Annotated in this window: 22 protein-coding genes and 1 rRNA gene; 4 read left to right on the top strand and 19 right to left on the bottom strand. The window is 52.3% G+C overall.

All coding sequences use genetic code 11. The features are described 5' to 3' along the window. The 5 genes from NNN64_RS07980 to pepQ all read right to left on the bottom strand — a co-directional run. Positions 1-75 (bottom strand): 16S ribosomal RNA (locus NNN64_RS07980); the annotation flags it as partial. 376 nt (positions 76-451) lie between these two features. Further along, positions 452-997, bottom strand: a complete 546-nt coding sequence (hemG, locus tag NNN64_RS07975; RefSeq protein WP_271441036.1) for a menaquinone-dependent protoporphyrinogen IX dehydrogenase — start codon at positions 995-997, stop codon at positions 452-454. An 11-nt stretch (positions 998-1,008) separates the two neighbouring features. Then, positions 1,009-2,460: a Trk system potassium transporter TrkH gene (gene trkH / locus NNN64_RS07970; protein WP_003017848.1), complete on the bottom strand. Its 1,452-nt coding sequence runs from the start codon at positions 2,458-2,460 to the stop codon at positions 1,009-1,011. Between the two features lie 38 nt (positions 2,461-2,498). Further along, the gene (locus NNN64_RS07965) at positions 2,499-3,113 is read right to left on the bottom strand and encodes an IMPACT family protein (RefSeq protein ID WP_271441035.1); all 615 of its coding nucleotides are present in this window, start codon (positions 3,111-3,113) and stop codon (positions 2,499-2,501) included. After that, positions 3,113-4,444, bottom strand: a complete 1,332-nt coding sequence (gene pepQ / locus NNN64_RS07960) for a Xaa-Pro dipeptidase (protein ID WP_271441034.1) — start codon at positions 4,442-4,444, stop codon at positions 3,113-3,115. The genes NNN64_RS07965 and pepQ overlap by 1 nt, the downstream gene beginning before the upstream one ends. Before the next feature lie 189 nt (positions 4,445-4,633). Here pepQ and fadB point away from each other — a divergent pair, with 189 nt between their 5' ends. Then, complete coding sequence (gene fadB, locus NNN64_RS07955; RefSeq protein ID WP_271441033.1) at positions 4,634-6,823, top strand: fatty acid oxidation complex subunit alpha FadB; 2,190 nt, start codon at positions 4,634-4,636, stop codon at positions 6,821-6,823. A 9-nt stretch (positions 6,824-6,832) separates the two neighbouring features. Beyond that, a complete protein-coding gene (gene fadA, locus NNN64_RS07950) occupies positions 6,833-7,996 on the top strand; it encodes an acetyl-CoA C-acyltransferase FadA (protein ID WP_271441032.1) in 1,164 nt (387 codons plus the stop codon). Positions 7,997-8,209: 213 nt separating this feature from the next. Here fadA and NNN64_RS07945 read toward each other — a convergent pair whose 3' ends face one another. The 4 genes from NNN64_RS07945 to ubiD form a co-directional block, all read right to left on the bottom strand. Then, complete coding sequence (locus tag NNN64_RS07945) at positions 8,210-9,190, bottom strand: LacI family DNA-binding transcriptional regulator (protein WP_271441031.1); 981 nt, start codon at positions 9,188-9,190, stop codon at positions 8,210-8,212. A 7-nt stretch (positions 9,191-9,197) separates the two neighbouring features. Then, positions 9,198-10,112: an ROK family protein gene (locus NNN64_RS07940; protein ID WP_271441030.1), complete on the bottom strand. Its 915-nt coding sequence runs from the start codon at positions 10,110-10,112 to the stop codon at positions 9,198-9,200. A 248-nt stretch (positions 10,113-10,360) separates the two neighbouring features. Next, on the bottom strand, positions 10,361-11,062 hold the full coding sequence (fre, locus tag NNN64_RS07935) for an NAD(P)H-flavin reductase (protein ID WP_271441029.1): 702 nt from the start codon (positions 11,060-11,062) through the stop codon (positions 10,361-10,363). Positions 11,063-11,102: 40 nt separating this feature from the next. After that, the gene (gene ubiD / locus NNN64_RS07930) at positions 11,103-12,596 is read right to left on the bottom strand and encodes a 4-hydroxy-3-polyprenylbenzoate decarboxylase (protein ID WP_040230095.1); all 1,494 of its coding nucleotides are present in this window, start codon (positions 12,594-12,596) and stop codon (positions 11,103-11,105) included. Positions 12,597-12,762: 166 nt separating this feature from the next. Here ubiD and rfaH point away from each other — a divergent pair, with 166 nt between their 5' ends. After that, on the top strand, positions 12,763-13,251 hold the full coding sequence (gene rfaH / locus NNN64_RS07925; RefSeq protein WP_137383146.1) for a transcription/translation regulatory transformer protein RfaH: 489 nt from the start codon (positions 12,763-12,765) through the stop codon (positions 13,249-13,251). 6 nt (positions 13,252-13,257) lie between these two features. Here the strand turns inward: rfaH and tatD are convergent, their stop codons facing one another. The 9 genes from tatD to udp form a co-directional block, all read right to left on the bottom strand. After that, complete coding sequence (tatD, locus tag NNN64_RS07920) at positions 13,258-14,040, bottom strand: 3'-5' ssDNA/RNA exonuclease TatD (protein ID WP_137383147.1); 783 nt, start codon at positions 14,038-14,040, stop codon at positions 13,258-13,260. Positions 14,041-14,081: 41 nt separating this feature from the next. Continuing rightward, a complete protein-coding gene (gene tatC / locus NNN64_RS07915; protein ID WP_137383148.1) occupies positions 14,082-14,873 on the bottom strand; it encodes a Sec-independent protein translocase subunit TatC in 792 nt (263 codons plus the stop codon). Between the two features lie 2 nt (positions 14,874-14,875). Then, positions 14,876-15,424 carry a Sec-independent protein translocase protein TatB gene (gene tatB / locus NNN64_RS07910; protein ID WP_271441028.1) on the bottom strand — a complete coding sequence of 183 codons (549 nt, stop codon included), beginning with the start codon at positions 15,422-15,424 and terminating at the stop codon, positions 14,876-14,878. A 3-nt stretch (positions 15,425-15,427) separates the two neighbouring features. Beyond that, positions 15,428-15,682: a Sec-independent protein translocase subunit TatA gene (tatA, locus tag NNN64_RS07905; protein ID WP_003017888.1), complete on the bottom strand. Its 255-nt coding sequence runs from the start codon at positions 15,680-15,682 to the stop codon at positions 15,428-15,430. 78 nt (positions 15,683-15,760) lie between these two features. Beyond that, a complete protein-coding gene (gene ubiB, locus NNN64_RS07900) occupies positions 15,761-17,401 on the bottom strand; it encodes a ubiquinone biosynthesis regulatory protein kinase UbiB (RefSeq protein WP_271441027.1) in 1,641 nt (546 codons plus the stop codon). Next, the gene (gene ubiJ, locus NNN64_RS07895; RefSeq protein ID WP_271441026.1) at positions 17,398-18,003 is read right to left on the bottom strand and encodes a ubiquinone biosynthesis protein UbiJ; all 606 of its coding nucleotides are present in this window, start codon (positions 18,001-18,003) and stop codon (positions 17,398-17,400) included. The genes ubiB and ubiJ overlap by 4 nt, the downstream gene beginning before the upstream one ends. A gap of 14 nt (positions 18,004-18,017) precedes the next feature. Continuing rightward, complete coding sequence (gene ubiE / locus NNN64_RS07890; RefSeq protein WP_202037298.1) at positions 18,018-18,773, bottom strand: bifunctional demethylmenaquinone methyltransferase/2-methoxy-6-polyprenyl-1,4-benzoquinol methylase UbiE; 756 nt, start codon at positions 18,771-18,773, stop codon at positions 18,018-18,020. A 94-nt stretch (positions 18,774-18,867) separates the two neighbouring features. Continuing rightward, entirely contained in the window at positions 18,868-20,280 is a 1,413-nt protein-coding gene (gene rmuC / locus NNN64_RS07885) for a DNA recombination protein RmuC (protein WP_416348277.1), read from the bottom strand. Between the two features lie 158 nt (positions 20,281-20,438). Then, positions 20,439-21,200, bottom strand: a complete 762-nt coding sequence (gene udp / locus NNN64_RS07880; protein ID WP_006686084.1) for a uridine phosphorylase — start codon at positions 21,198-21,200, stop codon at positions 20,439-20,441. A 265-nt stretch (positions 21,201-21,465) separates the two neighbouring features. On the opposite strand from udp, the gene NNN64_RS07875 reads away from it, so the two are divergent. Beyond that, entirely contained in the window at positions 21,466-22,272 is an 807-nt protein-coding gene (locus tag NNN64_RS07875) for a dienelactone hydrolase family protein (RefSeq protein ID WP_271441024.1), read from the top strand. A 54-nt stretch (positions 22,273-22,326) separates the two neighbouring features. Here the strand turns inward: NNN64_RS07875 and metE are convergent, their stop codons facing one another. Next, positions 22,327-24,588, bottom strand: a complete 2,262-nt coding sequence (gene metE / locus NNN64_RS07870) for a 5-methyltetrahydropteroyltriglutamate--homocysteine S-methyltransferase (RefSeq protein WP_271441023.1) — start codon at positions 24,586-24,588, stop codon at positions 22,327-22,329. Between the last annotated feature and the right edge of the window lie 159 nt (positions 24,589-24,747).

The raw sequence follows: 24,747 nt of genomic DNA, 5'->3' as shown, positions 1-24,747 counted from the left end.
GTGCTACCGTTCGACTTGCATGTGTTAGGCCTGCCGCCAGCGTTCAATCTGAGCCATGATCAAACTCTTCAATTTAAGTTTGATGCTCGTGAATTAAACTTCGTAATGAATTACGTATGTTCACTCAAGAGACTTGGTATTCATTTTTCGTCTTGCGACGTTAAGAATCCGTATCTTCGAGTGCCCACACAGATTGTCTGATAAATTGTTAAAGAGCAGTGCCGCTTCGCTTTTTCTCAGCGGCGCGGGGTGTGCATATTACGCCATCCCGCTACGAAGTCAAGCATTTAATTTCGCTTTCTTCGCCGGAGTTCTCAGTGGAACCCCGCTGACCCGGCGGCTTGTAATCCGTTGTTCCGTGTCAGTGGAGGCGCATTATAGGGAGTTATTTCAGGCTGACAAGGGGAAATTTGAAATTATTTACTGAGTGCGTATTTTTTATTCTTTCCGTTTATTTTGGCAACGTTTTGTTGGTTAGTTGGGCTATTTCCCGCGCAAAACCCGCTACCTGTTCCCAGTCGGTATAGATCACTTCTTTCTTCGTATCCGTTTCACCACCTGACATCTTCATAATCAGTTGGATCATGACACGGTCATACCAACGATAACGAGGATAAAGCAAAGCACCCGCGATCACCGCACTGCGATCTGGTCGCCACGGAGAGCTCATCAGAAACTTACGCGCATAACTATTAGTTTGCGGTGTGCGTTTTTCCGGTTTGCGGGCAACCAGGTTAACAGAGTAAAACGCACTCGGCATTGTATTCAGTTGCGTGGCATGCTTTTTCACAAACTCCTGAAATGCAGAATGGTAATGGCCATAGCGAATTGATGCGCCAATCACCACGCTGTCATAATTTTTCCACTCAGGCTCTTCGGTACGATGCAAATTCATGACATCTGCCCAGACACCCAGCTCTTTAAGTTCAGAAGCCAGATACTCAGCGATTTCACGCGTTTGTCCGTCCCGGGAAGAAAAAAGAATCAGTGTTTTCACGTGTTACTCCATTATTCACGCCAGAAAGTAGGGGTAAAGAGCACCAGCAGAGTAAAGACTTCCAGACGACCAAACAGCATGTTGGCAATCAGGATCCATTTCGCCACCGGGTTCATGCTGGCAAAATTGTCGGCAACAACCCCGAGCCCAGGCCCGAGGTTATTCAACGTCGCCACTACGGAGGCAAACGCAGAGAAGTCATCCACACCAGTCGCAATAATTGCCAGCATACTGATAATAAAGACCAGCGCATAGGCAGAAAAGAAGCCCCATACCGCTTCAAGGATTCGTTCCGGCAACGCACGGTTGCCTAACTTAATGCTATAGACCGCATTAGGGTGAACCAGTCGCTTCAGTTCGCGGTTACCCTGTTTAAACAGTAATAGGATACGAATCACCTTCAAACCACCGCCCGTTGACCCGGCACAGCCACCAATAAACGCAGAACACAGTAGCAACACCGGCAGGAACAACGGCCAGCGAGCAATACTGTCTGTGGTAAATCCGGCAGTGGTCGCCATCGATACAACCTGGAAAAATGCCTGGTTGATTGTCGTAAGCGCCGAACCGTATGTATTGTGTATCCACAGCACCAGCGTACAAACAGCCACCAGTGTTAACTGCACTCCGATAAACATGCGGAATTCAGGGTCGCGCCAATAAACCTTCAGGCTGCGTCCACTTAGTAAAGAGAAGTGCAAACCGTAGTTACAACCAGAGATCAGCAAGAAGATAGCGATAATGGTGTTGATGGTAGGGCTGTCGAAATAGCCCACACTGGCGTCGTGTGTTGAAAAGCCGCCGATGGCAATGGTGGCAAAGCTATGGCCAATAGCGTCAAAGGCAGGCATCCCGGCAAACCACAGCGCCAGCGCACACGCAACCGTCAATAGCACATAGATGAGCCACAAGGTTTTCGCAGTTTCGGCAATACGTGGGCGCATTTTGTTATCTTTCAGCGGCCCCGGCATTTCTGCACGATAGAGCTGCATCCCACCCACGCCAAGGATAGGCAGGATAGCTACCGCCAGGACGATGATCCCCATACCACCAAACCATTGCAGCATCTGACGATAAAAGAGAATGGCATGCGGCAGTGAATCCAACCCCACCAGCGTCGTCGCCCCCGTGGTGGTTAACCCGGAGAAGGATTCAAAAAAAGCATCGGTGATCGTGAGGTTCGGGCTCTCTGCGAAAATAAACGGTAGCGCACCCACGCTGCCCAGCACAGTCCAGAATAAGACGACTATCAGAAACCCTTCACGGGATTTCAGCTCGCCCTTCTCCTTACGGTTCGGCCACCACAACATGGAGCCAATCGCCAGGGCAACAAAGAAAGTTTGCGTAAATGCACGACCCGCACCATCACGGTAGATAAGTGCTACCAGTCCGGGGATGATCATCGTCCCCGAAAATAAGATGACCAGTAGTCCAACGATTCGGGTGATGGCGCGAAAATGCATCTCTGCCGCTTCCTTAGTTCTTTAAAATGAGGTGGGGATTATTCTTCAATCGCTAACAATTGCAATGAACCACGACTAAAATCCGCCAGCTTTGCTGAAAATTCATCCACTTTCGCAAAAGGAAGCGCCACCCTGAGCCGAACAAAAGCCTGGTAATCACTGGCGACGACTTTACCGTCAAACTGCCCCAGCAAGGCTTCAATACCTGCCAGTTGGCCGTACTCACACTGCAAAGTATATTCGGTTAATGGCGTCTTGCGCTGTGTCGTCAACTGACGCAGCGCCTGATTTACACCGCCACCATAGGCTTTCACCAGCCCGCCGGTGCCAAGAAGGATACCGCCATAGTAGCGCACGACCACCGCGGTAATCTCACCAACGCCGCTCCCCATCAATTGTGCGAGCATCGGCTTTCCTGCCGTACCCGCCGGTTCACCATCGTCTGAAAACCCCAGCTGCTGCGAGTCATTCGGCGCACCCGCCACCCACGCCACACAATGATGACGGGCATCCGGGTGTTCCGCTCTGACTGACTCAACAAACGCTTTCGCCGCTTCTACACCGTCCGTATGGGCAAGTAACGTAATGAAGCGGCTTTTTTTGATTTCTTCAACGACGCTAACCGGCGCCGCAGGGATTAACCAACTGTCCATTACGCCAGTTTCAAATCCCGCGTCATGTTTTCAATATTGCTCTCGTGGACAACCACGTTATCTTCAATACGAATCCCGCCGAAGGGCTTCAGCGCTTCAATTTTCTGCCAGTTGAAGTGTTTGCTGAATTTCCCTTCACGCCACGGGGCGAGCAGCGATTCAATGAAGTAGATACCCGGTTCGATGGTCAGAACCATGCCCGGCTGCAGCACACGGGTGCAACGCAAGTAAGGGTACTTCGACGGCGCGGCAAGGTGTGTGCCCGTGTCATCCTGCATGAAACCGGCAACATCATGCACCTGCAGACCCAGCGGGTGACCGATACCGTGCGGCATAAACGGTCCAGTGAGATCATTTTCCACCATCGCCTCTTCACTCATGTCGGTGATGATTTGATGTTTACGCAGCAGCTTCGCAATACGCTGATGGAACTGAATGTGATAGTCCACATAGCTGACACCCGCTTTCATCGTCGCGATGAGCGCCAACTCTTCGTCGTTAACGTCTTTCACCAGCTGTGCATAGTCGTTGTCGCTTTTCGCCGACCAGGTACGCGTCAGGTCTGCTGCATAACCGTTATATTCCGCCCCCGCATCCAGCAGGAAGCTGCGGATTTCGGACGGAGCCTGATGATCCAGTTTGGTATAATGCAGCACAGAGGCGTGTTCATTGAGTGCGACGATATTGCTGTACGGTACGTCGGTATCGCGGTGACCGGTCGCGGTCAGGTAAGCGAGGTTGATATCAAACTCGCTCATCCCGGAACGGAACGCTTCTTCCGCGGCACGGTGCCCACTCACCGCCATTTTCTGCGCTTCACGCATACAGGCCAGTTCGTAATCTGTTTTATAGGCGCGGTAATAGTGCAGGTAGTCGATTACCCCTTTCGGGTTGATGTTGCTGGCCGCGATGTCCAGTTGCAGCGCACGTTCCGGAACCGGACCGATATAACCGATATTGCCGCGTGCAGCAGGCAGTTGGCTACCGATACCCTCCGCTTTAGGCAGCGCAATGATCTCGACTTCTTCCGTCCAGAAGGAGGTCGGCAGCGGCTCTACGTTGTGCCAGTAATCAACCGGCAAATAGAACCACAGTTTTGGCTTATTCACACCATCCACCAGCAACCAGCAGTTGGGAACCTGCGTTACGGGAACCCAGGCTTTAAACTGCGGGTTGACCTTAAACGGATACGGATGGTCGTCGAGAAAAACGTTAACAAGCTCGCCAGAATGAATAAGTAACGCATCCAGCTTGAAGCGAGCCAGTGCATCACGCGTACGTTCTTGTAAGGTAACAATATGATTCTTATAGAGTGCGGCCAGTGATTCCATTTTCTATCCTTCTGTTTTTTTGACCTCAAGTCTCCGCATCTTAGCACATCGCTTTATGACTGCGTGATTTCTGCCGAGCGTGATCGAATCGTCATTTCTTTAATCATTTATTTGCATTTTTTTAACATAAAACACACACTTCGATTCATCTGGTATGACCAGATCACCTTGCGGATTCAGGAGACTGACATGCTTTACAAAGGCGACACCCTGTACCTTGACTGGCTGGAAGATGGCATCGCCGAACTGGTGTTCGATGCCCCTGGTTCGGTCAATAAACTCGACACGGCCACCGTTGCCAGCCTGGGCCATGCGCTTGACGTGCTGGAAAAACAACCAAATTTAAAAGGGCTGCTCCTGCGCTCTAATAAAGCGGCTTTTATTGTCGGTGCCGATATCACCGAATTTCTTTCACTGTTCCTCGTTCCCGAAGAGCAGTTGAGCCAGTGGCTGCACTTTGCCAATAGCGTCTTTAATCGCCTGGAAGATCTGCCTGTTCCAACTATCTCTGCGGTAAACGGTTACGCGCTGGGCGGCGGCTGCGAGTGTGTGCTGGCAACTGATTATCGTCTGGCAACACCGGATCTGCGCATTGGTCTGCCGGAAACCAAACTGGGCATTATGCCGGGCTTTGGCGGTTCCGTGCGTATGCCGCGCATGTTGGGTGCGGACAGTGCGCTGGAAATCATTGCTGCGGGTAAAGATGTTGGTGCTGAGCAGGCGCTAAAAATCGGCCTGGTCGATGGCGTAGTGAAACAAGACAAACTGCTTGATGGCGCGATCGCGGTATTACGTCAGGCGATTAACGGCGACCTCGACTGGAAAGCCAAACGCCAGCCGAAGCTGGAACCACTGAAACTCAGCAAAATTGAAGCGGCCATGAGCTTTACCATCGCCAAAGGCATGGTGGCGCAGACGGCCGGTAAGCATTATCCCGCACCGATTACCGCGGTAAAAACCATTGAAGCAGCGGCCCGTTTTGGCCGTGAAGAAGCGCTGAATCTGGAAAATAAAAGCTTTGTTCCACTGGCGCACACCAGTGAAGCCCGCGCGCTGGTTGGGATCTTCCTTAACGATCAGTTCGTGAAAGCCAAAGCCAAAAAGCTCACCAAAAATATTGAGGCACCAAAGCAAGCAGCGGTGCTGGGCGCAGGCATTATGGGCGGCGGTATTGCTTACCAGTCTGCCTGGAAAGGCGTGCCAGTAGTGATGAAAGACATCAATGACAAATCACTGACGCTGGGTATGACCGAAGCGGCCAAGCTGCTGAACAAACAGCTTGAGCGCGGCAAGATAGACGGTCTGAAAATGGCCGGCGTCATTTCAACCATTCAGCCAACTCTCGACTATAGCGGTTTCGAGCGTGTAGATGTGGTAGTTGAAGCGGTAGTCGAAAACCCGAAAGTAAAAAAAGCGGTACTGGCGGAAACCGAAGATAAGGTGCGCCCGGACACCGTACTGGCGTCGAATACGTCTACTATCCCAATTAACGAGCTGGCCAGCGTTCTCAAACGCCCGGAAAACTTCTGCGGTATGCACTTCTTTAACCCGGTGCACCGTATGCCGCTGGTTGAGATCATTCGCGGAGAGAAAAGCTCGGATGAAACTATCGCCAAGGTTGTCGCGTGGGCAAGCCAGATGGGTAAAACACCTATTGTGGTTAACGACTGCCCAGGCTTCTTTGTCAACCGCGTGCTGTTCCCTTACTTTGCGGGCTTCAGCCAGTTACTGCGCGACGGTGCGGATTTCCGCAAAGTCGACAAAGTGATGGAGAAACAGTTTGGCTGGCCAATGGGCCCGGCTTATCTGCTGGACGTGGTGGGTATTGATACCGCGCATCACGCTCAGGCGGTGATGTCCGCGGGCTTCCCGCAGCGTATGCAGAAAGATTATCGCGACGCAATTGATGCGCTGTTTGATGCCAGCCGTTTCGGACAGAAAAACGGTCTTGGATTCTGGCGTTATAAAGAAGACAACAAGGGCAAGCCGAAGAAAGAAGAAGACGCCGCCGTTGATGGCTTACTGGCAGACGTTAGCCAGCCGAAACGCGACTTCAGCGACGAAGAGATTATCGCTCGTATGATGATCCCAATGGTCAACGAAGTGGTGCGTTGCCTGGAGGAAGGCATCATTGCCAGCCCGGCAGAAGCCGATATGGCACTGGTTTATGGTCTGGGCTTCCCTCCGTTCCACGGTGGTGCGTTCCGCTGGCTGGATACACTTGGCAGTGCGAAGTATCTCGATATGGCGCAGCAGTATCAGCACCTGGGTCCGCTGTACGAAGTACCAGCCGGTCTGCGTGATAAAGCACGCCATAACGAACCGTATTATCCCCCGGTTGAGCCTGCCCGCCCGGTTGGCGACCTGAAAACGGCTTAAGGAGTCACAATGGAACAGGTTGTAATTGTTGATGCGATCCGTACCCCGATGGGCCGTTCGAAAGGGGGCGCGTTTCGCAACGTGCGGGCAGAAGATCTCTCCGCACACTTGATGCGTAGTCTGCTGGCGCGTAATCCCGCGCTGGAACCCACCGCGCTCGATGATATTTACTGGGGTTGTGTGCAGCAGACGCTGGAGCAGGGTTTCAATATCGCCCGTAACGCCGCACTGCTGGCAGAAGTCCCACACTCCGTTCCTGCGGTTACGGTCAACCGTCTGTGTGGTTCGTCGATGCAGGCCCTGCACGATGCGGCACGCATGATTATGACTGGCGATGCACAGGCGTGCCTGGTGGGCGGCGTGGAACATATGGGCCATGTGCCAATGAGCCATGGCGTTGATTTCCACCCGGGTATGAGCCGTAACGTAGCGAAAGCCGCGGGAATGATGGGGCTGACGGCAGAAATGCTCTCTCGTATGCACGGTATCAGCCGTGAAATGCAGGATGCCTTCGCCGCACGCTCACATGCTCGTGCCTGGGCTGCTACTCAGTCCGGTGCCTTTAAAAACGAGATCATCCCGACTGGCGGTCACGATGCCGATGGCGTGTTGAAACAGTTTAACTATGATGAAGTTATCCGTCCGGAAACCACTGTCGACGCGCTGTCCACCCTTCGCCCGGCATTCGATCCGGTCAGCGGTACCGTCACCGCGGGTACCTCTTCCGCGCTCTCTGATGGTGCTGCCGCGATGCTGGTAATGAGTGAGAGCCGTGCTCGTGAACTGGGTCTGACGCCGCGTGCGCGTATCCGCTCGATGGCCGTAGTCGGCTGTGACCCCTCAATCATGGGTTATGGTCCGGTTCCTGCCTCAAAGCTGGCGCTGAAAAAAACAGGACTCTCCACCAGCGACATCGGCTTGTTTGAGATGAACGAAGCCTTTGCCGCCCAGATCCTGCCGTGCATTAAAGATCTGGGGCTGATGGAGCAGATCGACGAGAAGATCAACCTCAATGGCGGGGCGATCGCACTGGGTCACCCACTGGGATGCTCTGGGGCGCGTATCAGTACCACCCTGCTCAACCTGATGGAACGCAAAGACGTGCAGTTCGGTCTGGCGACGATGTGTATCGGGTTAGGTCAGGGTATCGCGACAGTATTTGAGCGAGTGTAATCAAAGCATGCCGGGGGCGCTTCGCTTGCCCGGCCTACGAAAAGTTATCTCAAAGCCATTGGTGCCAGAACAAGGCGGCAAGTGAATGAACCCCGATGAGCTTACGTGTAGTAAGTGATTCGGGTGAATGAGCGCAGCCAACACAGTTATGGTGCCAATGGCGAAGAGAGAAAGTTTAGTTGCCGTTCTTCCCGCCTGTCAGGGGCGGGTTTTTTATTTCCCTGAACTACCACGTACCACCAACTGCACCGGCAGCAACAGATTCTCTTCCGGCTTGCCTTCCAGCAGTAAACGCAGTGCTTCGCGCCCCAGTTGCTGCTTATCAACCGCGATTGTAGTCAGCGGCGGATGTGACCAGGCCGCAGCATCAATATCATCAAATCCTACCAGCGCAAGATCTTCCGGAATACGAATCCCCTGCTGCGCGCAAACCCGTTGAACAACCATCGCCGCCGCATCGTTATAAGCAAAAATGGCATCGGGCGGTTCCGGCAGTCTGAGCAGTTCATTAACCGCCTCGACCAACGATTGCTCGGTATCCAGCAGCGGCGGTGCGATGGCTTCGAACTCTGGAGGCATCAGCAGACGGGCTTCATACAGTGCCCGGCGATAACCCTTTTCGCGCTGACAAATACTGTAGTGTGAGAGAGTACTGGCAAGAAAAGCGATACGGCTACGCCCCTGCTCGATCAAGTGTTTTGTCGCCAGATAGCCGCCCTGGGTATTGTCCGGATTGACGCATGGCAAACCTGGAGCCCACAGATCCACCAGCACCAGCGGCAATTTCATCTGTTGCAGCAACCCAAGCAATTCAGGCTCAAAAAATCCGGCGCAGATCAGCGCATCCGGCTGGTGCAGCATCACCTGCTCACTTACCGCATCGCCCGGACCGATAGAGAGAAAGCTCAGCGCAATACCCTGATCACGGCAGGCATCATCAATACCCAGTAACAGCTGCGAGTAAAACGGCAATGCCCGGCTAATATTGTGTTGTCGATGCAACAAAAACAGGACTCGCTTAAGCTTGTCACTGCGCAGGCGGGAAAAATCATAACCTTGCTGTTGTGCCACAGAAATAATGCGCAATCGGGTATCTTCACGCAATCCGGGTTGACCTTTTAGTGCGCGGGATACAGCCCCAACTGAGACGCCGCAGGCTTCGGCAATATCTCTGATACGTACAGGTTTCGTCATTTCATTCTCATTGATTTTCGCTGGCTTGTTGTGCTCCCAGCCAGGCCGCGCCGCGTACGCCGCTGCTGTCGCCGTGGCGGGCCTGAATAATCGGTGTATGGCACTGTTTACCAAATACGTACTGTGCCACGCGCGCCTGCAAACCTGAATACAGTATATCTATATTAGATACCCCGCCTCCCAGCACAATGACATCAGGGTCGAGTGTATTCACAATACTCGCCAACGCGCGCGCCAGTTGATCACTGTAACGCTCCCATAATAGGCAAGCGTCTGCATCACCCAATTCTACCTGCTGCATGATGTGAGGAACGCTGACATGTTGATGAGTGTGATTCATGTACTGGCGTTCCAGACCACTACCAGAGATAAAACTTTCAATACAGTTCTGTTGCCCGCAATAGCAGGTAACCACCTCACCATCCCGGGACTCATGGTAACGTGGCAATGCATTATGCCCCCACTCTCCAGCGCAGGCATTAGGACCGGAGATCAAACGGTTATCAATACACAATCCGCCTCCGCAGCCAGTACCGAGAATTACGCCAAATACCACACTGTGTCCGCGTCCACTGCCGTCCATAGCCTCTGACAGTGTAAAGCAGTTAGCATCGTTAGTGACGGGCACAGGCATCCCTAATGCGTGTTCAAGGTCACGGGTAAAAGCCTGTTGATTTAGCACCAGAATGTTGGAATTTTTAATTAATCCCTTGCTGTCTACGGCTCCAGGGACCCCGATACCGACCGACAAAGGTTGGTTAACGGTCTGCATAGCCTTAGCAATCATATCCGTCACGGCCTGGAAAAAATCGCCGTAGCTTTGCCTGGGTGTAGCGCATCGTTCGCGGTAAATAATCTCACCCGTTTTATCAATTACCACCGCTTCGATTTTAGTCCCGCCTATATCCAGTCCGAGCCTCATGGTGACCTCTCCTCTCATTGGCATCTCGCAGTTATGATGCTGCATAGAGTGCCTAATTTGTTTACTAAACAAATTGTGAGATGTCACAAAACGCTGTGATGTCTGCAAATAAATAGGAAAGTAATTTTGTTTACTAAAAATAATACGGTTTTGTAAAGCAGGAGATATACAAAGATGCTGGGCCAGCAACCGTCATGTGGAAGGTGGGGAATTTATCAATGCGCCGGCGGGGTTCCGGCGCACATCGCTTAAATAAACGCGAACGCGTCGCCAAACAGACGATCTTCACGTGCCTGACGTTCATTGCAGAACAGGTCGCGCGCGATTTTAGCCATCTCGAAACGCCCGGCGATATAAATATCATGTTCCGCCAGAGTGCCGTAATCCTGTAACACCGCCGTTAATACGGTTCCCGTACGACCACGCCAGCCCGTTTCAGGCTGTTCCACTACCGGCTCAACACGCAGGTTCGGATGATTAACTGACAGTGCCTCCAGTTCAGAGAGATCGTAGAGATGTTTCTCTTCTCGTCCGCCCCAGTAAATAGTGATATCCCGGTTTGGATTGCGCGTCAGTGCTGTCAGCAAAATCGAACGTACGTATGAAAACCCTGTGCCGCCAGCAATCAGGATCAGCGGACGATTCTCATCATCACGCAGCCAGGCTTCACCGTACGGGATATCGACCTTAATTTCCCGATCTTTCAGAATTCGGTCCATAACAGCCATGGCATAAAGATTTAGCTCAGAAGCACCCACGTGCAGCTCAATGAACCCGTGCTCATCCGGCGTAGATGCCATGGAGAACGGGCGTTTATCACGTTCGTCCATCACGACCATTAAATACTGACCAGCACGAAAGGAAAACGCCGCGTCCGGCACTAAACGTACGCGATATACGGTGTCAGTGATAGCTTCTACCGAGGTCACTTTACAGCTTAAGGTTGTCATGCGCTCTCTCTGTCGGATCAATAGGCAAAACGATCGCGCCTCAGGCGCTTTTGCCGTCATTAAAGATGGCTAATTCATCCCAAATTGCGTCAATACGCGCAGTCACTTCAGGATCTTTTTTAATCGGGCGTCCCCACTCTCGTTGGGTTTCACCCGGCCATTTATTTGTGGCATCCAGCCCCATTTTTGAACCAAGGCCGGAAACCGGCGAGGCAAAGTCCAGGTAATCAATCGGCGTATTCTCTACCAGTACCGTATCCCTGGCCGGGTCCATACGGGTAGTAATTGCCCAAATCACATCGTTCCAGTCACGTGCGTTGACATCATCATCGCAGACAATAACAAATTTGGTGTACATAAACTGACGCAAAAATGACCAAACGCCCATCATGACGCGTTTGGCATGGCCTGCGTACTGTTTTTTCATCGTCACCACGGCCAGCCGATAAGAACAACCTTCCGGCGGCAGATAAAAGTCGACGATTTCCGGGAACTGCTTTTGCAGAATAGGGACAAAGACTTCATTCAGCGCCACACCGAGCACCGCTGGCTCATCTGGTGGACGTCCGGTGTAGGTGGAGTGATAAATCGCATCTTCACGCTGGGTAATGTGGGTGACGGTGAAAACCGGGAAGCTATCCACTTCATTGTAATAACCCGTATGATCGCCATACGGTCCTTCCGGTGCCAGTTCACCCGGCTCGATATAGCCTTCCAGAACAATTTCAGCGCTGGCGGGTACTTCGAGATCGTTGGAGATACATTTGACAACTTCGGTCTTAGTGCCACGCAGCAGCCCAGCAAAGGCGTACTCTGATAATGTATCAGGCACAGGGGTCACAGCACCCAGGATGGTCGCTGGGTCTGCCCCTAACGCAACGGAGACAGGGAAACGCTCACCAGGGTGTGCAGCGCACCACTCCTGATAATCCAGCGCGCCGCCACGATGTGAAAGCCAACGCATAATGAGCTTATTTTTGCCAATCAACTGTTGGCGATAAATACCCAGATTCTGTCGCTCTTTATGCGGTCCACGCGTGACGGTGAGTCCCCATGTAATTAGCGGCGCTGCATCTTCCGGCCAGCAGGTCATGATCGGTATACGGTTTAAATCAACGTCATCGCCTGAGGATATTTTTTGCTGACAAGGCGCACCGCGTAGCCGTTTGGTCGGCATGTTAAGCACCTGCTTGAACTGCGGCAGCTTATCAAACAGATCGCGGAATCCTTTCGGCGGCTCCGGCTCTTTCAAAAACGCCAACAGCTTACCAACTTCCCTTAGTGCTGAGACATCTTCTTGCCCCATCCCCATGGCGACACGCTTCGGAGTGCCAAACAAATTGCACAGTACCGGCATTGAATAGCCTTTTGGATTCTCAAACAACAGCGCAGGCCCACCAGCACGCAAGGTGCGATCGGCAATTTCAGTGATCTCCAGATGGGGATCCACTGGAAGCGTAATGCGTTTGAGCTCGCCCTGCTGCTCAAGCTGCGTCAGGAAGTCGCGTAAATCGTGATATTTCATGGCGTCCATTTTGGCCTCTTTGTAAGCGCCTCATTATACGGCGTTCATCATTGTGATGCTGTATTTTTGTTAAATTAGCGTGAACTCTGGCAACCAACACCGATGAGGCTTGAAAGATGAAGTGTATAATGACTTTTGCTATGCTTGCGCTCAGAACAAGCGGATAAGAGTTATTATGCAAGCCTGGTATTTACTGTACTGCAAACGCGGGCAACTTCAGCGTGCCCAGGAACACCTGGAAAGACAAGCAGTAAACTGTCTGACGCCAATGATCACCCTGGAAAAAATGGTGCGTGGTAAACGTACCACAGTCAGTGAGCCACTTTTCCCTAATTACATGTTTGTCGAATTCGATCCGGAAGTGATCCACACCACGACCATCAATGCGACGCGTGGCGTCAGCCATTTTGTACGCTTTGGGGCAACACCAGCTACCGTTCCCTCTCCCGTTATTCACCAGCTTTCTATCTACAAGCCCGAGGGGATTGTAGACCCGGAAACGCCACATCCTGGCGACAGTGTCATTATCACTGAAGGGGCATTTGAAGGGTTGAAGGCGATTTTCACCGAACCCGACGGCGAAGCGCGTTCCATGCTCCTGCTTAACCTGTTGAATAAAGAGGTTAAGCAGAGCGTGAAAAATACCGGCTTTCGAAAGATATAAACAGACTCAGAAAGTCACTTCGAATAACGTTCTGACGTTGGCATCAATCGCCGTTGATAGCCACTGAGGGTCTTCCCCGCGCCAGTGCGCAATACGCTCAAGAATATGCGGCAGGTGCGCAGGTTCATTGCGCCGGGAAGTCGGCTTCACGGCCAGATCGCGTGGGAGTAAATAGGGAGCATCTGTTTCTATCAGCAGCCTTTCCACCGGGATAAAAGGCAGTAGCTCCCGTAGTTCCATACCCCGACGCTCATCGCAGACCCATCCGGTAATCCCGATATAAAGCCCTCTGTCCACGCAGTCCTGCATCTCCTGGCGCGAGCCAGTGAAACAGTGCAGCACTGCACCAGGGAGGCTGTCCAGCCAGGGTTCCAGCAGCGTCAGAAAACGTTCGTGGGCATCCCGACAATGCATGAAAACAGGCATCTGCAATTCGGCGGCAATACGCAATTGCGCCTCAAAAGCCCGTTCCTGTTCCTGTGGAGTGGAGTAATTACGATTGAAATCCAGGCCGCATTCACCAATGGCGACCACTTCGGACTGGTTCGCCAGTGCAATAATTTCCGCCTCTGTTGAGGATTGCCATTGGCTACTGTCATGCGGATGGACGCCTGCAGTGGACCAGCAATGTGGATAATGCTGTGCCAGCTTTAGCGCCTGCTGGCTTTCATGCAGGTTTGTTCCGGTCAGAAGCATGCCGTTTACACCGGCAGCAAAAGCGCGTGCTACAACCTCATCCCTGTCTTTCGCAAATTGTGAACTGGTTAGATTAACGCCAATATCAAACATGCTTCCTCCCATATGACAACCGCCCTTACGGGCGGCTGAATTTACTCTTCGGTTTTCTCGGTGGCGTCGGCTTCTTTTGCTTCTTCAGCCTCGTTGTCCTCATCTCGCGTACGTCGCTTACCGACATAGAAACGAGAGAAGAAAACACCCACTTCAAACAGGCAGTACATCGGTATAGCCAACAGCGTTTGCGAGAAGACATCTGGTGGAGTCAGTAACATCCCCACGACAAATGCCCCGACAACTACGTAAGGACGTTTCTTACGTAAATCATCAGGTGTCGTAATGCCCATCCAGCACAGCAATACAATGGCGACAGGAACCTCAAAAGAGACACCAAACGCCATAAACAGTGCCATGACAAAGCTGAGATAACTGGCAATGTCTGTCGAAACCTGCACGCCTTGCGGAGCTGTGTTGGCAAGGAAGCCAAACGCCAGCGGGAAGACGACAAAATAGGCGAATGCCATCCCGATATAGAACAACAGCGAACTTGAGACCAGCAGCGGCACGACAAGGCGGCGTTCATGCTTATACAAAGCAGGCGCGATAAATGCCCATACCTGGTACAGGATCACAGGTGCCGACAGGATCAGCGACACCATAAAGGTTAGCTTTATCGGGGTAAAGAACGGTGAAGCCACATCGGTGGCGATCATCGTTGCACCCTGAGGCATCTGCTTAATCAGCGGTGCCGCAACCATATGGTAAATGTCGTTGGCAAAATAAACCAACGCCAGAAAGATCACCATAACCGCAATAATGCAGTTCAGGAGTCGCTTACGCAGCTCAATAAGATGCGTGATGAGCGGTTGAGTATCTTCTACAGACATGTTTACGGTTTATCACTCGACGAGGGTGAGGATTCGACAGCAGGTGCAGCAGGTTTCTTTTCCGCGTCCATCGACGTAACGGAAGCAGTTTCCTTCAACTCCGGCGCGTCAGCACCCGTGGATTCCGGTTTTTGCTCCGGCGAACTGGCCTGTCCTTCAGCAGTAGCAGGGGTAACCCCCTCGTGCTGCGCTTCACTTCCTTTCACCACGGGGTTATGGATAGTGTGCGCTTCATCGCTCGCTTTCTCAGGATCGTGCACGCTGTAAGAACGCTTCATCGACTCAGCCGCTTCGCGCAGCTCATCCATCGATGCTTTCAGCTCCGGCGTTAAATTTGTCAGGCTCGCTTTTTCTACTTTCTTCAGGCTGTCCTGAAACTCCTGAAGCTTAAGCTCCTGGGTCAGTTCATTCTGCACGGTAGTTGCAAGAGAGCGCAGCGCACGGACCCAGCCCGCGACCGTTTTTACTGCCACTGGCAATCGTTGTGGCCCCAGAACGATGAGGCCGATAACGAACACCAATAACAGTTCGCTAAAACCGATATCAAACACGGATTATACCTGCTCTTTATCTTGGCTTTTGGCGTCTTCTTTCTTCACTTCACCCTGCTTATCGGTGATGGATTTAGCGGTAAAATCAGCGTCCTGGCTGGTTTTATCCTGCTTAGGTTCATCATCACCCATCGCTTTCTTGAAGCCTTTAATAGACGCGCCAAGGTCGGAACCGATGGAGCCGAGTTTCTTGGTGCCAAATAGCAGTACAACGATGACGGCAATGATCAACAACTGCCAAATACTGATACCACCCATACATGTTCCTCTGTCATAGATGATGAATTAATAAGGCCGTAGTATACGTTACACGACCTGCCTTGGGCGATGAAAAAATCAGCGCATTTTGCGCCAGCCGATCAGCCAGGCGAGAACACCACCCGCGATTAACCAGCCAGGCATAAGCCCCCACTCAGGACGGCTTACCAGCAGGAATGTCCCACTTAACAGCAACGTTGCGCCAATACCCAATAAATAACGGGATTGTCCCTGACGTACGTGATTCGCATGAAGCTCGCGCGCAATCTTATCAACACTGTGCTGTAAATATTTGCCCTGGCGCAAACTGTCATACACCAGTTCAGGTATTTCTGGCATTTTTTCGACCCAGAACGGTGCTTTTTCTTTAAATGCCCTGACAAGCGCCGGAATACCTACCTGATCTTTGATCCAGGATTCAAGGAAAGGCTTGGCCGTTTTCCACAAATCCAACTGAGGATAGAGCTGTCGGCCAACACCCTCAACGTACAACAGCGTCTTCTGTAACAACACCAGTTGAGGCTGGACTTCCATATTAAATCGACGCGCCGTATTGAACAGATTCAACAGCACGTGACCAAAGGAGATCTCTGCCAGCGGCTTTTCGAAGATCGGCTCACACACGGTACGAATGGCAAATTCAAATTCTTCAACATTGGTATCGGGGGGTACCCAACCAGAATCGACATGTAGCTCGGCAACCTTACGGTAATCGCGATTAAAAAACGCAATAAAGTTTTCAGCCAGATAGCGCTTATCTTCTTTATTTAATGAGCCCACGATCCCGCAATCAATACCGATGTATTTCGGGTTTTCAGGGTGCTCATAGCTGACGAAAATGTTACCCGGGTGCATATCGGCATGGAAAAAACTGTCGCGGAATACCTGAGTAAAGAAGACCTGAACACCACGCTCGGCCAACAGCTTCATGTTGGTGCCGTTCTTCTCTAGCGTTGCAACATCCGAAACAGGAATACCGTAAATACGCTCCATCACCATCATGTTCTGACTGCAATAGTCGGAATACACTTCCGGGATATACAGCATCGGGCTGTCTTCAAAATTGCGTCGCAGTTGAATGGCGTTTGCCGACTCACGCAGCAGGTTCAGCTCGTCAATCAATGTTTTTTCATATTCACGGACCACTTCGGTTGGCCGTAGACGACGTCCGTCCGGCAACAGGCGAGGGACCCAGCGAGCAAGACGATAGATCAGTTTTAAATCGGCTTTGATTACCGGCAGGATATCCGGACGAATAACCTTGATCACCACCTCTTTGCCATTCGACTTCAGTCGCGCGGTATGCACCTGAGCAATAGACGCAGATGCCAGTGGTGTGATCTCAAAATCATCAAACCACTCTTCAACAGGTAGCCCACCCATTGCTTCTTCAATCTGTTCTTTTGCTCGTTGTCCATCGAATGGAGCAACCCGATCCTGCAACAGAGCGAGCTGATCAGCGATATGCGGCGGAAACAGATCACGACGGGTGGAGAGCATTTGACCAAATTTGATCCACACCGGCCCCAATTCCTGCAAAGCCAGTCTCAGCCTTTCACCCAGCGGCTTATCTTTATGTCGGTTTGGCATCCAAAACAATGTGTAACGCCACAAACGGAGAGGCAGCGTAATACGCATTTTGGGGATGAGTTCATCAAGACCGTAGCTTAAAAAAGTGCGAATGATGAAATAAAGGCGCCGTACTTCTCCTGGCGTCATTTGGCCTCCAGTTTTTCCAGCCGTCTGGCCAGAGATTCAACCGCGCGCTCAACCGCTGCCGTTTCTTCCGCAAACCATGCAACTTCAAGCGGGCCAGGGGCCATACGCCACTCTTCAGTGATCGCTTCGGCAACATAACGTTGCTGACGTTGAATGCCACGACGCAGGAACTTCGCGCCACCGCGCAGGACTTTGCTAACACCTTCCGCGACGATATCACCGGTATAAGGTGCTAATAGCTCTGCAGGGTCAAATTCCGCCAGGTCAGCCAGAGCCACAAAGTTCTGCACCACCTGAATATCGCCCTGCACTTCCAGTTCGCCGCTACGAATAAGCGTGGTGAGCTGCTGCCGGTCGCGTAATTTTGGTAACACGCTGGCATGTGTGATCACGGTGCAATCTGCTTCGCCTTCCCATGCCCCCAGCACATCGACCTGGCGCTCACTGAACACCAGGACTAACGGCGTAGAAAATCCTTTGAGATCAACACGCAGTACCTTGCTCTGCAAACGCGTTCGGGCTGATTTTAGCGCAGGTGAACGATACAGAAAGGTGTTGAGCAGATTTTCAGCGCCAGCGGTCACTAAGGGTTTTAAAGGCATCCCCGGTCCTCCTGTCAGAACTTGTAACCACGATGCAGCGCAACAACACCTGCCGTCAGGTTGTAGTAATCAACACTTTCAAACCCGGCATCTTGCATCATTGCTTTTAACGTGTCCTGATCGGGATGCATACGGATAGACTCAGCCAAATAGCGGTAGCTATCTGCGTCGCTCGCAACCATCGAACCAATACGTGGCAAGATATGGAAAGAGTACGCATCATACGCTTTGCTCAGCGGTTCGATGATCGGTTTGGAGAATTCCAGCACCAGTAAGCGCCCACCAGGTTTCAACACACGATACATCGAGCGTAGCGCTTTCTCTTTATCCGTAACGTTACGCAGGCCGAAAGAAATGGTGATGCAATCAAAGGTATTGTCAGGGAACGGCAGTGCCTCAGCATTTGCCTGGACATATTCAACGTTACCAATCACGCCAATATTGCGTAGCTTTTCGCGACCCATTTTGAGCATTGAGTCATTGATATCTGCCAGAATAACCTTACCGGTTTCACCAACCATGCGAGAAAATTTCGCCGTCAGATCGCCCGTGCCGCCCGCTAAATCCAGAACGGTTTGTCCACGACGCACGCCACTACAGTCAATGGTGAAGCGCTTCCACAAACGATGAATGCCAAATGACATTAAGTCATTCATAACGTCATATTTAGACGCCACAGAATGAAAAACGTGGGCCACCATGTCAGCTTTCTGCTCTTTAGCGACGGTCTGAAAGCCAAAGTGCGTCGTTTCTTGTGAATTATCCACCATCTCAGTGCCTGCTCATCCAAAAAATGTTCGAGAAGTGTAACAGATTGGGCCAATTTGCCCTACCCTTCTGCCGGGTTCAACTACCCCAAATGGGCTAGCTCGATTGCTGATTTACCGCCGCATTATCGGCGTATGTCTCTTCTTGTTGCGCCTCGGAGACCGAGCGCAAACGGTACTCTTCATCCTGACTCGTGGCATGTTCAGCCAACTCAGGATTAATCTCACGCTTAATTTCCACGCCTAAGCCGCGGAAGGCTTCCGCCTGTGATAAGACATTTCCACGCCCCGAAGAGAGCTTCTTCATTGCCTGTCGGTAGTTATCCTGGGCTTTGTCCAGGCTTTGGCCGATTGCCGACATATCATCCACAAACAGGCGCATCTTGTCATAAAGTTTACTGGCCCGATCCGCAATTTGTTGCGCGTTGCGGCTTTGATGCTCATAGCGCCACAGGTTAGCGATCGTACGTAATGCCACCAACAACGTCGTGGGGCTGACCAGCATAATGTTATTTTTAAGCGCTTCGGTAATCAGTTCGGGCTGTCTGTCCAGCGCCAGCAGGAAAGCAGGTTCGACGGGGATAAACATCAGCACATAGTCCAGCGTACGCAGCCCTGGAAGCTGTTGATAATCTTTACGACCCAGCAGACGAATATGATTTCGCACAGAGGCGATATGCTCCTGCAGCGCACCCTCCCGGGTGTATTCATCTTCTGCATTAAAGTAGCGTTCATAGGCCACCAGCGTCATTTTCGCATCGATCACCACGTCTTTGCCCTGCGGCAATCGGACAATAACATCCGGTTGCATCCGTGAGCGCGTATCATTCTCGATGCTAACCTGGGTTTCGTATTCATAGCCTTCCCGCAGACCAGAGGCTTCAAGCACCCGCGTAAGTACCACCTCTCCCCAGTTTCCCTGTGTTTTGTTATCACCTTTCAATGCCCGTGTCAGGTTAACGGCTTCCTGCGCCATCTGCGCGTTCAGTTGCTGGAGATTACGAATTTCGTGTGCCAGGGTGTGGCGCTCTTGCGCCTCTTTACCAAAGCTATCCTGAACCTGGCGGCGAAAACCGTCCAGCTGTTCGCGTAATGGTGTCAGCAGACTGTTAAGGCTTTGGCGATTTTGCTCATCTACCCGACGGTTACTGTGTTCGAAAATGCGGTTCGCCAGATTCTCGAACTGTTCGCTCAGGCGCTGTTCGCTGTTGATCATCTGGCGAATTTTATCTTCCGCATGCTGCTGCGTTGCTTCCAGACGGGTGGTGACTTCCCGGAGATCGGCCTCCAGTGAGGTATTGATACTCTGCAGGCTACGGAGTTCGTTATTCAGCAGCTCGCATTCGTCACGCCAGTGGGCTTCCTGCGAGAGCTGTTGCCGGGCTGCACTGAGGGCAATATCCAGTTCTCGTCGTTCTTCGATGAGGTCTGCGCGGATCTGATCGGCGCGCGCTTTTGTCGCCAGCCAGCCCACCAGCAGCCCTGCAGCTAATGCCAGCACGGCACTCATCAAAATTGAAATATCCACAACGCCCCCTTACAGCAACGACTTACCCGCACAAAATAGAATTGTGCTGTATAAACGTCCAGTTTAAAAGGAATTTCCTGCGAGGTGCTACGCAAAATAAAAAGGCCGAACACGTCGGCCTTTTAGCAAAGAAGGGAGAATTACAGTAAACGGCGTGCGGCTTCTACCACGATTTTCACCGCGTGGCTTTCCGTTTGCTTCATCGTTTCTGCATTCGGGATCTCTTGCTGAGTACGGTTGACGATAACGCCAGCAACCATACCTGCACGCAGACCCTGGCTTGCGCACATGGTCAGCAGCGTCGCAGATTCCATTTCATAGTTCATGACGCCCATCGACTGCCACTCTTCCATAGAGCCTTTGAAACGGCTCACTACGCGGCCAGAGAAGGTGTCATAACGCTCCTGGCCCGGGTAGAAGGTGTCTGAAGACGCGGTAACGCCTACGTGAGTAGTCGCACCGATAGATTTCGCCGCTTCCACCAGCGCGGTGGTGCACTCAAAGTCTGCAACAGCCGGGAATTCCATTGGTGCAAAGTGCAGGCTCGCACCGTCCAGACGGACAGATGCGGTAGTCACCAGTACATCACCCACATTGATATGCGGCTGAATAGCGCCAGTCGTACCGATACGCAGGAAGGTACGGATGCCCAGTTGCGCCAGTTCTTCTACGGCGATGGAGGTGGACGGGCCGCCGATACCGGTAGAGCAAACGATCACGGCTTTACCATCCAGTTCAGCACGCCAGGTAGTGAACTCGCGATGAGATGCCAGCTTGACCGGCTTATCCATCAGCGCGGCGATCTTTTCCACACGCTCCGGGTCGCCAGGGACGATAGCGAGCTGGGCCCCTTGTAAATCGTTCTTAGTGAGGCCGAGATGAAAAACATCAGACTTAGACATAAAAACTCCTCTGTGAATCGGTTTTGTCAGAAGAAGCAAAAACACACTTTACCGAAGGCATAAACATCTTTTCGTGACAGCCATCACTATGACGCAAATCAATTGCATTGATTTACCGTGAAATGGTGATGACCATCACATTAATGGCGCAATGTAAGGAAGCCTTGCACAAAAGATAGACCGTTTGAGGCAATGTGGTTCGTTGCATGTGTCTATAGTTAACAATGCGCTATTTTGCATAATATTTAAGGGTACGGAGAATACCATGACAACACGACAATCTGGTTTTGCACCTGCTGTATCCCCACCGGCGTCCACGACGGTTCATACCCCGGATCACGCGATTATCGCCGGAGTGACATCAATTCCATCACAAGGCGATGATATGCCTGCGTATCACGCACGACCGCAACAGACCGATGGCCCGCTGCCCGTCGTCATTGTCGTGCAAGAAATTTTTGGTCTTCATGAGCACATTCGTGATGTTTGCCGTCGACTGGCGCTGGAAGGTTATCTGGCTATCGCACCCGAACTCTATTTTCGCGAGGGCGATCCCAGTGATTTTGCCGATATCCCGACGCTTCTAAGCGGCCTGGTGGCAAAAGTTCCCGACTCACAGGTCCTGGCGGATCTGGATCATGTTGCCAGTTGGGCCTCCCGCAACGGCGGCGATGTGCATCAATTAATGATGACGGGTTTTTGCTGGGGTGGACGTATTACCTGGCTGTATGCCGCACACAATCCACAGCTAAAAGCGGCGGTGGCGTGGTATGGCAAATTGGTTGGCGATAAAACGCTGAACTCCCCCAAACACCCTGTCGATATTGCCACCGATCTGAACGCTCCCGTGTTGGGACTGTATGGCGGCCAGGATACCAGTATTCCACAGGACAGCGTGGAAACCATGCGTCAGGCACTGCGTGCCGCCAATGCTAAAGCGGAAATCGTCGTCTATCCCGATGCTGGCCATGCGTTTAATGCCGATTATCGCCCGAGCTATCACGAAGAGTCCGCGAAGGATGGCTGGCAGAGAATGCTGGAGTGGTTTGCGCAATACGGTGAGAAGAAGTAAGTATCGCCAGGCAAACCGATCATCAAAACGGAGGCTAACGCCTCCGTTTTATTTTTAAGCCTGACGCAGATTCTGCGCGGCCTTCACCATGTTAGCCAGCGCTGCCCGAGTTTCCGGCCAGCCGCGCGTTTTCAGGCCACAGTCCGGGTTCACCCACAGACGCTCAGCCGGAATACGCTGTTCCGCTTTCTTCAGCAGGGCCTCAATCCACTCCACGCTCGGGACGTTGGGTGAGTGAATATCATAGACGCCCGGCCCGATTTCGTTCGGGTAATCAAACTCTTCAAACGACTCCAGTAACTCCATGTCGGAACGCGAGGTTTCAATGGTGATCACGTCCGCATCCAGCGCAGCAATGGAATCCATGATGTCGTTAAACTCGCAGTAACACATATGGGTGTGGATCTGAGTTTCATCCCTCGCCACCGCTGCGTTGATGCGGAAGGCTTCCACGCCCCATTCCAGATATGCCGCCCAGTCACTGCGACGCAGCGGCAGGCCTTCACGCAGTGCAGGTTCATCAATCTGAATAATACCGATACCCGCCGCTTCCAGATCTGCCACTTCATCACGCAGCGCCAACGCAATCTGTTTCGCGATCGTTTCACGGGTCACATCTTCACGCGGGAACGACCAGCAAAGAATGGTCACCGGTCCGGTCAGCATGCCTTTAACCGGTTTGTCAGTCAGCGACTGCGCGTATTTAGCCCACTCAACGGTAATCGCTTCCGGACGGCTGACATCGCCAATAACAACCGGTGGTTTCACACAACGTGAGCCGTAGCTCTGCACCCAGCCATTCTGGGTAAAGACGAAGCCGTCCAGATGTTCGCCAAAGTATTCGACCATGTCGTTACGTTCAGCTTCACCGTGTACCAGTACGTCGAGGCCCAGACGTTCCTGCTCAACAATCGCCTGTTTGATATGTTCTGCGATCCCCGTACGGTAGTTGCCTGCATCCAGGTTGCCCTTTTTGAAGTCCAGGCGCAGACCGCGAATCTCCGTGGTTTGCGGGAATGAGCCGATAGTGGTGGTCGGCCATGCTGGCAGATTAAAGCGGGCACGTTGCGCCTCGGCGCGAACCGGGTAAGCGTTGGCGCGTTGGCTGTCCTGGGCGGTGATCGCCGCCAGACGTTTTTCCACTGCGGCGTTGTGTACACGGGTGGAGTGGCTACGCGCCTGAATCGGTGCGCTCCATTCAACCAGCGCCGCGGTATCACCGCTGTTCAGCGCATCACGCAGTAGCGCCAGCTCTCCGCATTTTTGCAGCGCGAAGGCAAACCAACTCTTCACTTCGGCATCCAGACGGGTTTCAACACTCAGGTCAATTGGGCTGTGCAGCAGAGAGCATGAAGAAGCCACCCACAGCGAGCGTTTCCCGACGATATCTTTAATTTGCGCGTATTTTTCGCTGAGATCGGCGCGCCAGACATTACGACCATTTACCAGACCCGCTGACAGCAGCCAGTCGGCAGGCAGGCGTTTGTGCAGCTCGGCAACATCATCTTTGCCATGGACCAGGTCAACATGCAGACCCTGCACCGGCAGCGCGGTAATGGTCTCCAGGTTTGGCGTTACGCCTTCGAAGTAGGTGGTCAGCAGCAACTTCACCTGGCCCTGCAGGGCGTTATAAGCCGGTTTAAAGGCATTCAGCCACACTTGCGGCAGCTCCAGTACCAGAGCAGGTTCATCAATCTGCACCCACTCAATACCGCGTTTCGCCAGCTCAGCCAGCACCTGCTGGTAAACCGGCAGAATGTCGTTGAGCAGGTTCAGGCGGTCAAACTGTTCACCCTTCACTTTCCCCAGCCAGAGGTAAGTTACCGGGCCAAGCAGTACGGGTTTTACCTTGTGACCGAGCGCCAGCGCTTCGTCCACTTCATCCAGCAGTTGGGTCCAGGTCAGTTTGAACTGCTGACCTTTGGTGAACTCCGGCACCATGTAGTGATAGTTGGTATTAAACCATTTGGTCATTTCTGCCGCCGCCGCCGGTTCACCCGTCGGTGCACGGCCACGGCCAATACGGAATAAGGTATCGATATCGACGGAGCCATCTTTATTTTGATGGCGAACCGGGACGTTGCCGAGCAGCAGGCTGGTGGTCAGGACGTGATCGTACCAGGCAAAATCACCCACCGGCAGCAGGTCTATACCCGCCTGTTTCTGCTGATCCCAGTGGCGGGCACGCAGCTCGCGGCCAACGGTCAGCAAATCTTCACGGGAAGAATTACCCGCCCAGTAACTTTCTTGCGCTTTTTTCAACTCGCGACGCAGGCCAACGCGAGGAAAACCGAGGGTGTGATTCAATATTGTCATTTTTCTTCCTCTAATTATATGTAAATCCTATGGATTTTGAATTTAGGGAAGGCGGCAAGTTTGTTCATCCCCGGGAGCTTACTGAAGTAAGAGACCGGGGTGGAGAAACGCAGCCAACGCACCATAAATTTAAAAGACGAAGGATTTTAGCCGTCCAGA

This window comes from Citrobacter sp. Igbk 14 (assembly GCF_028069825.1).
Lineage (GTDB): Bacteria > Pseudomonadota > Gammaproteobacteria > Enterobacterales > Enterobacteriaceae > Citrobacter.
The sequence above is the reverse complement of the archived record's forward strand: the minus strand, read 5'-3'. Positions and strand labels throughout refer to the sequence as shown.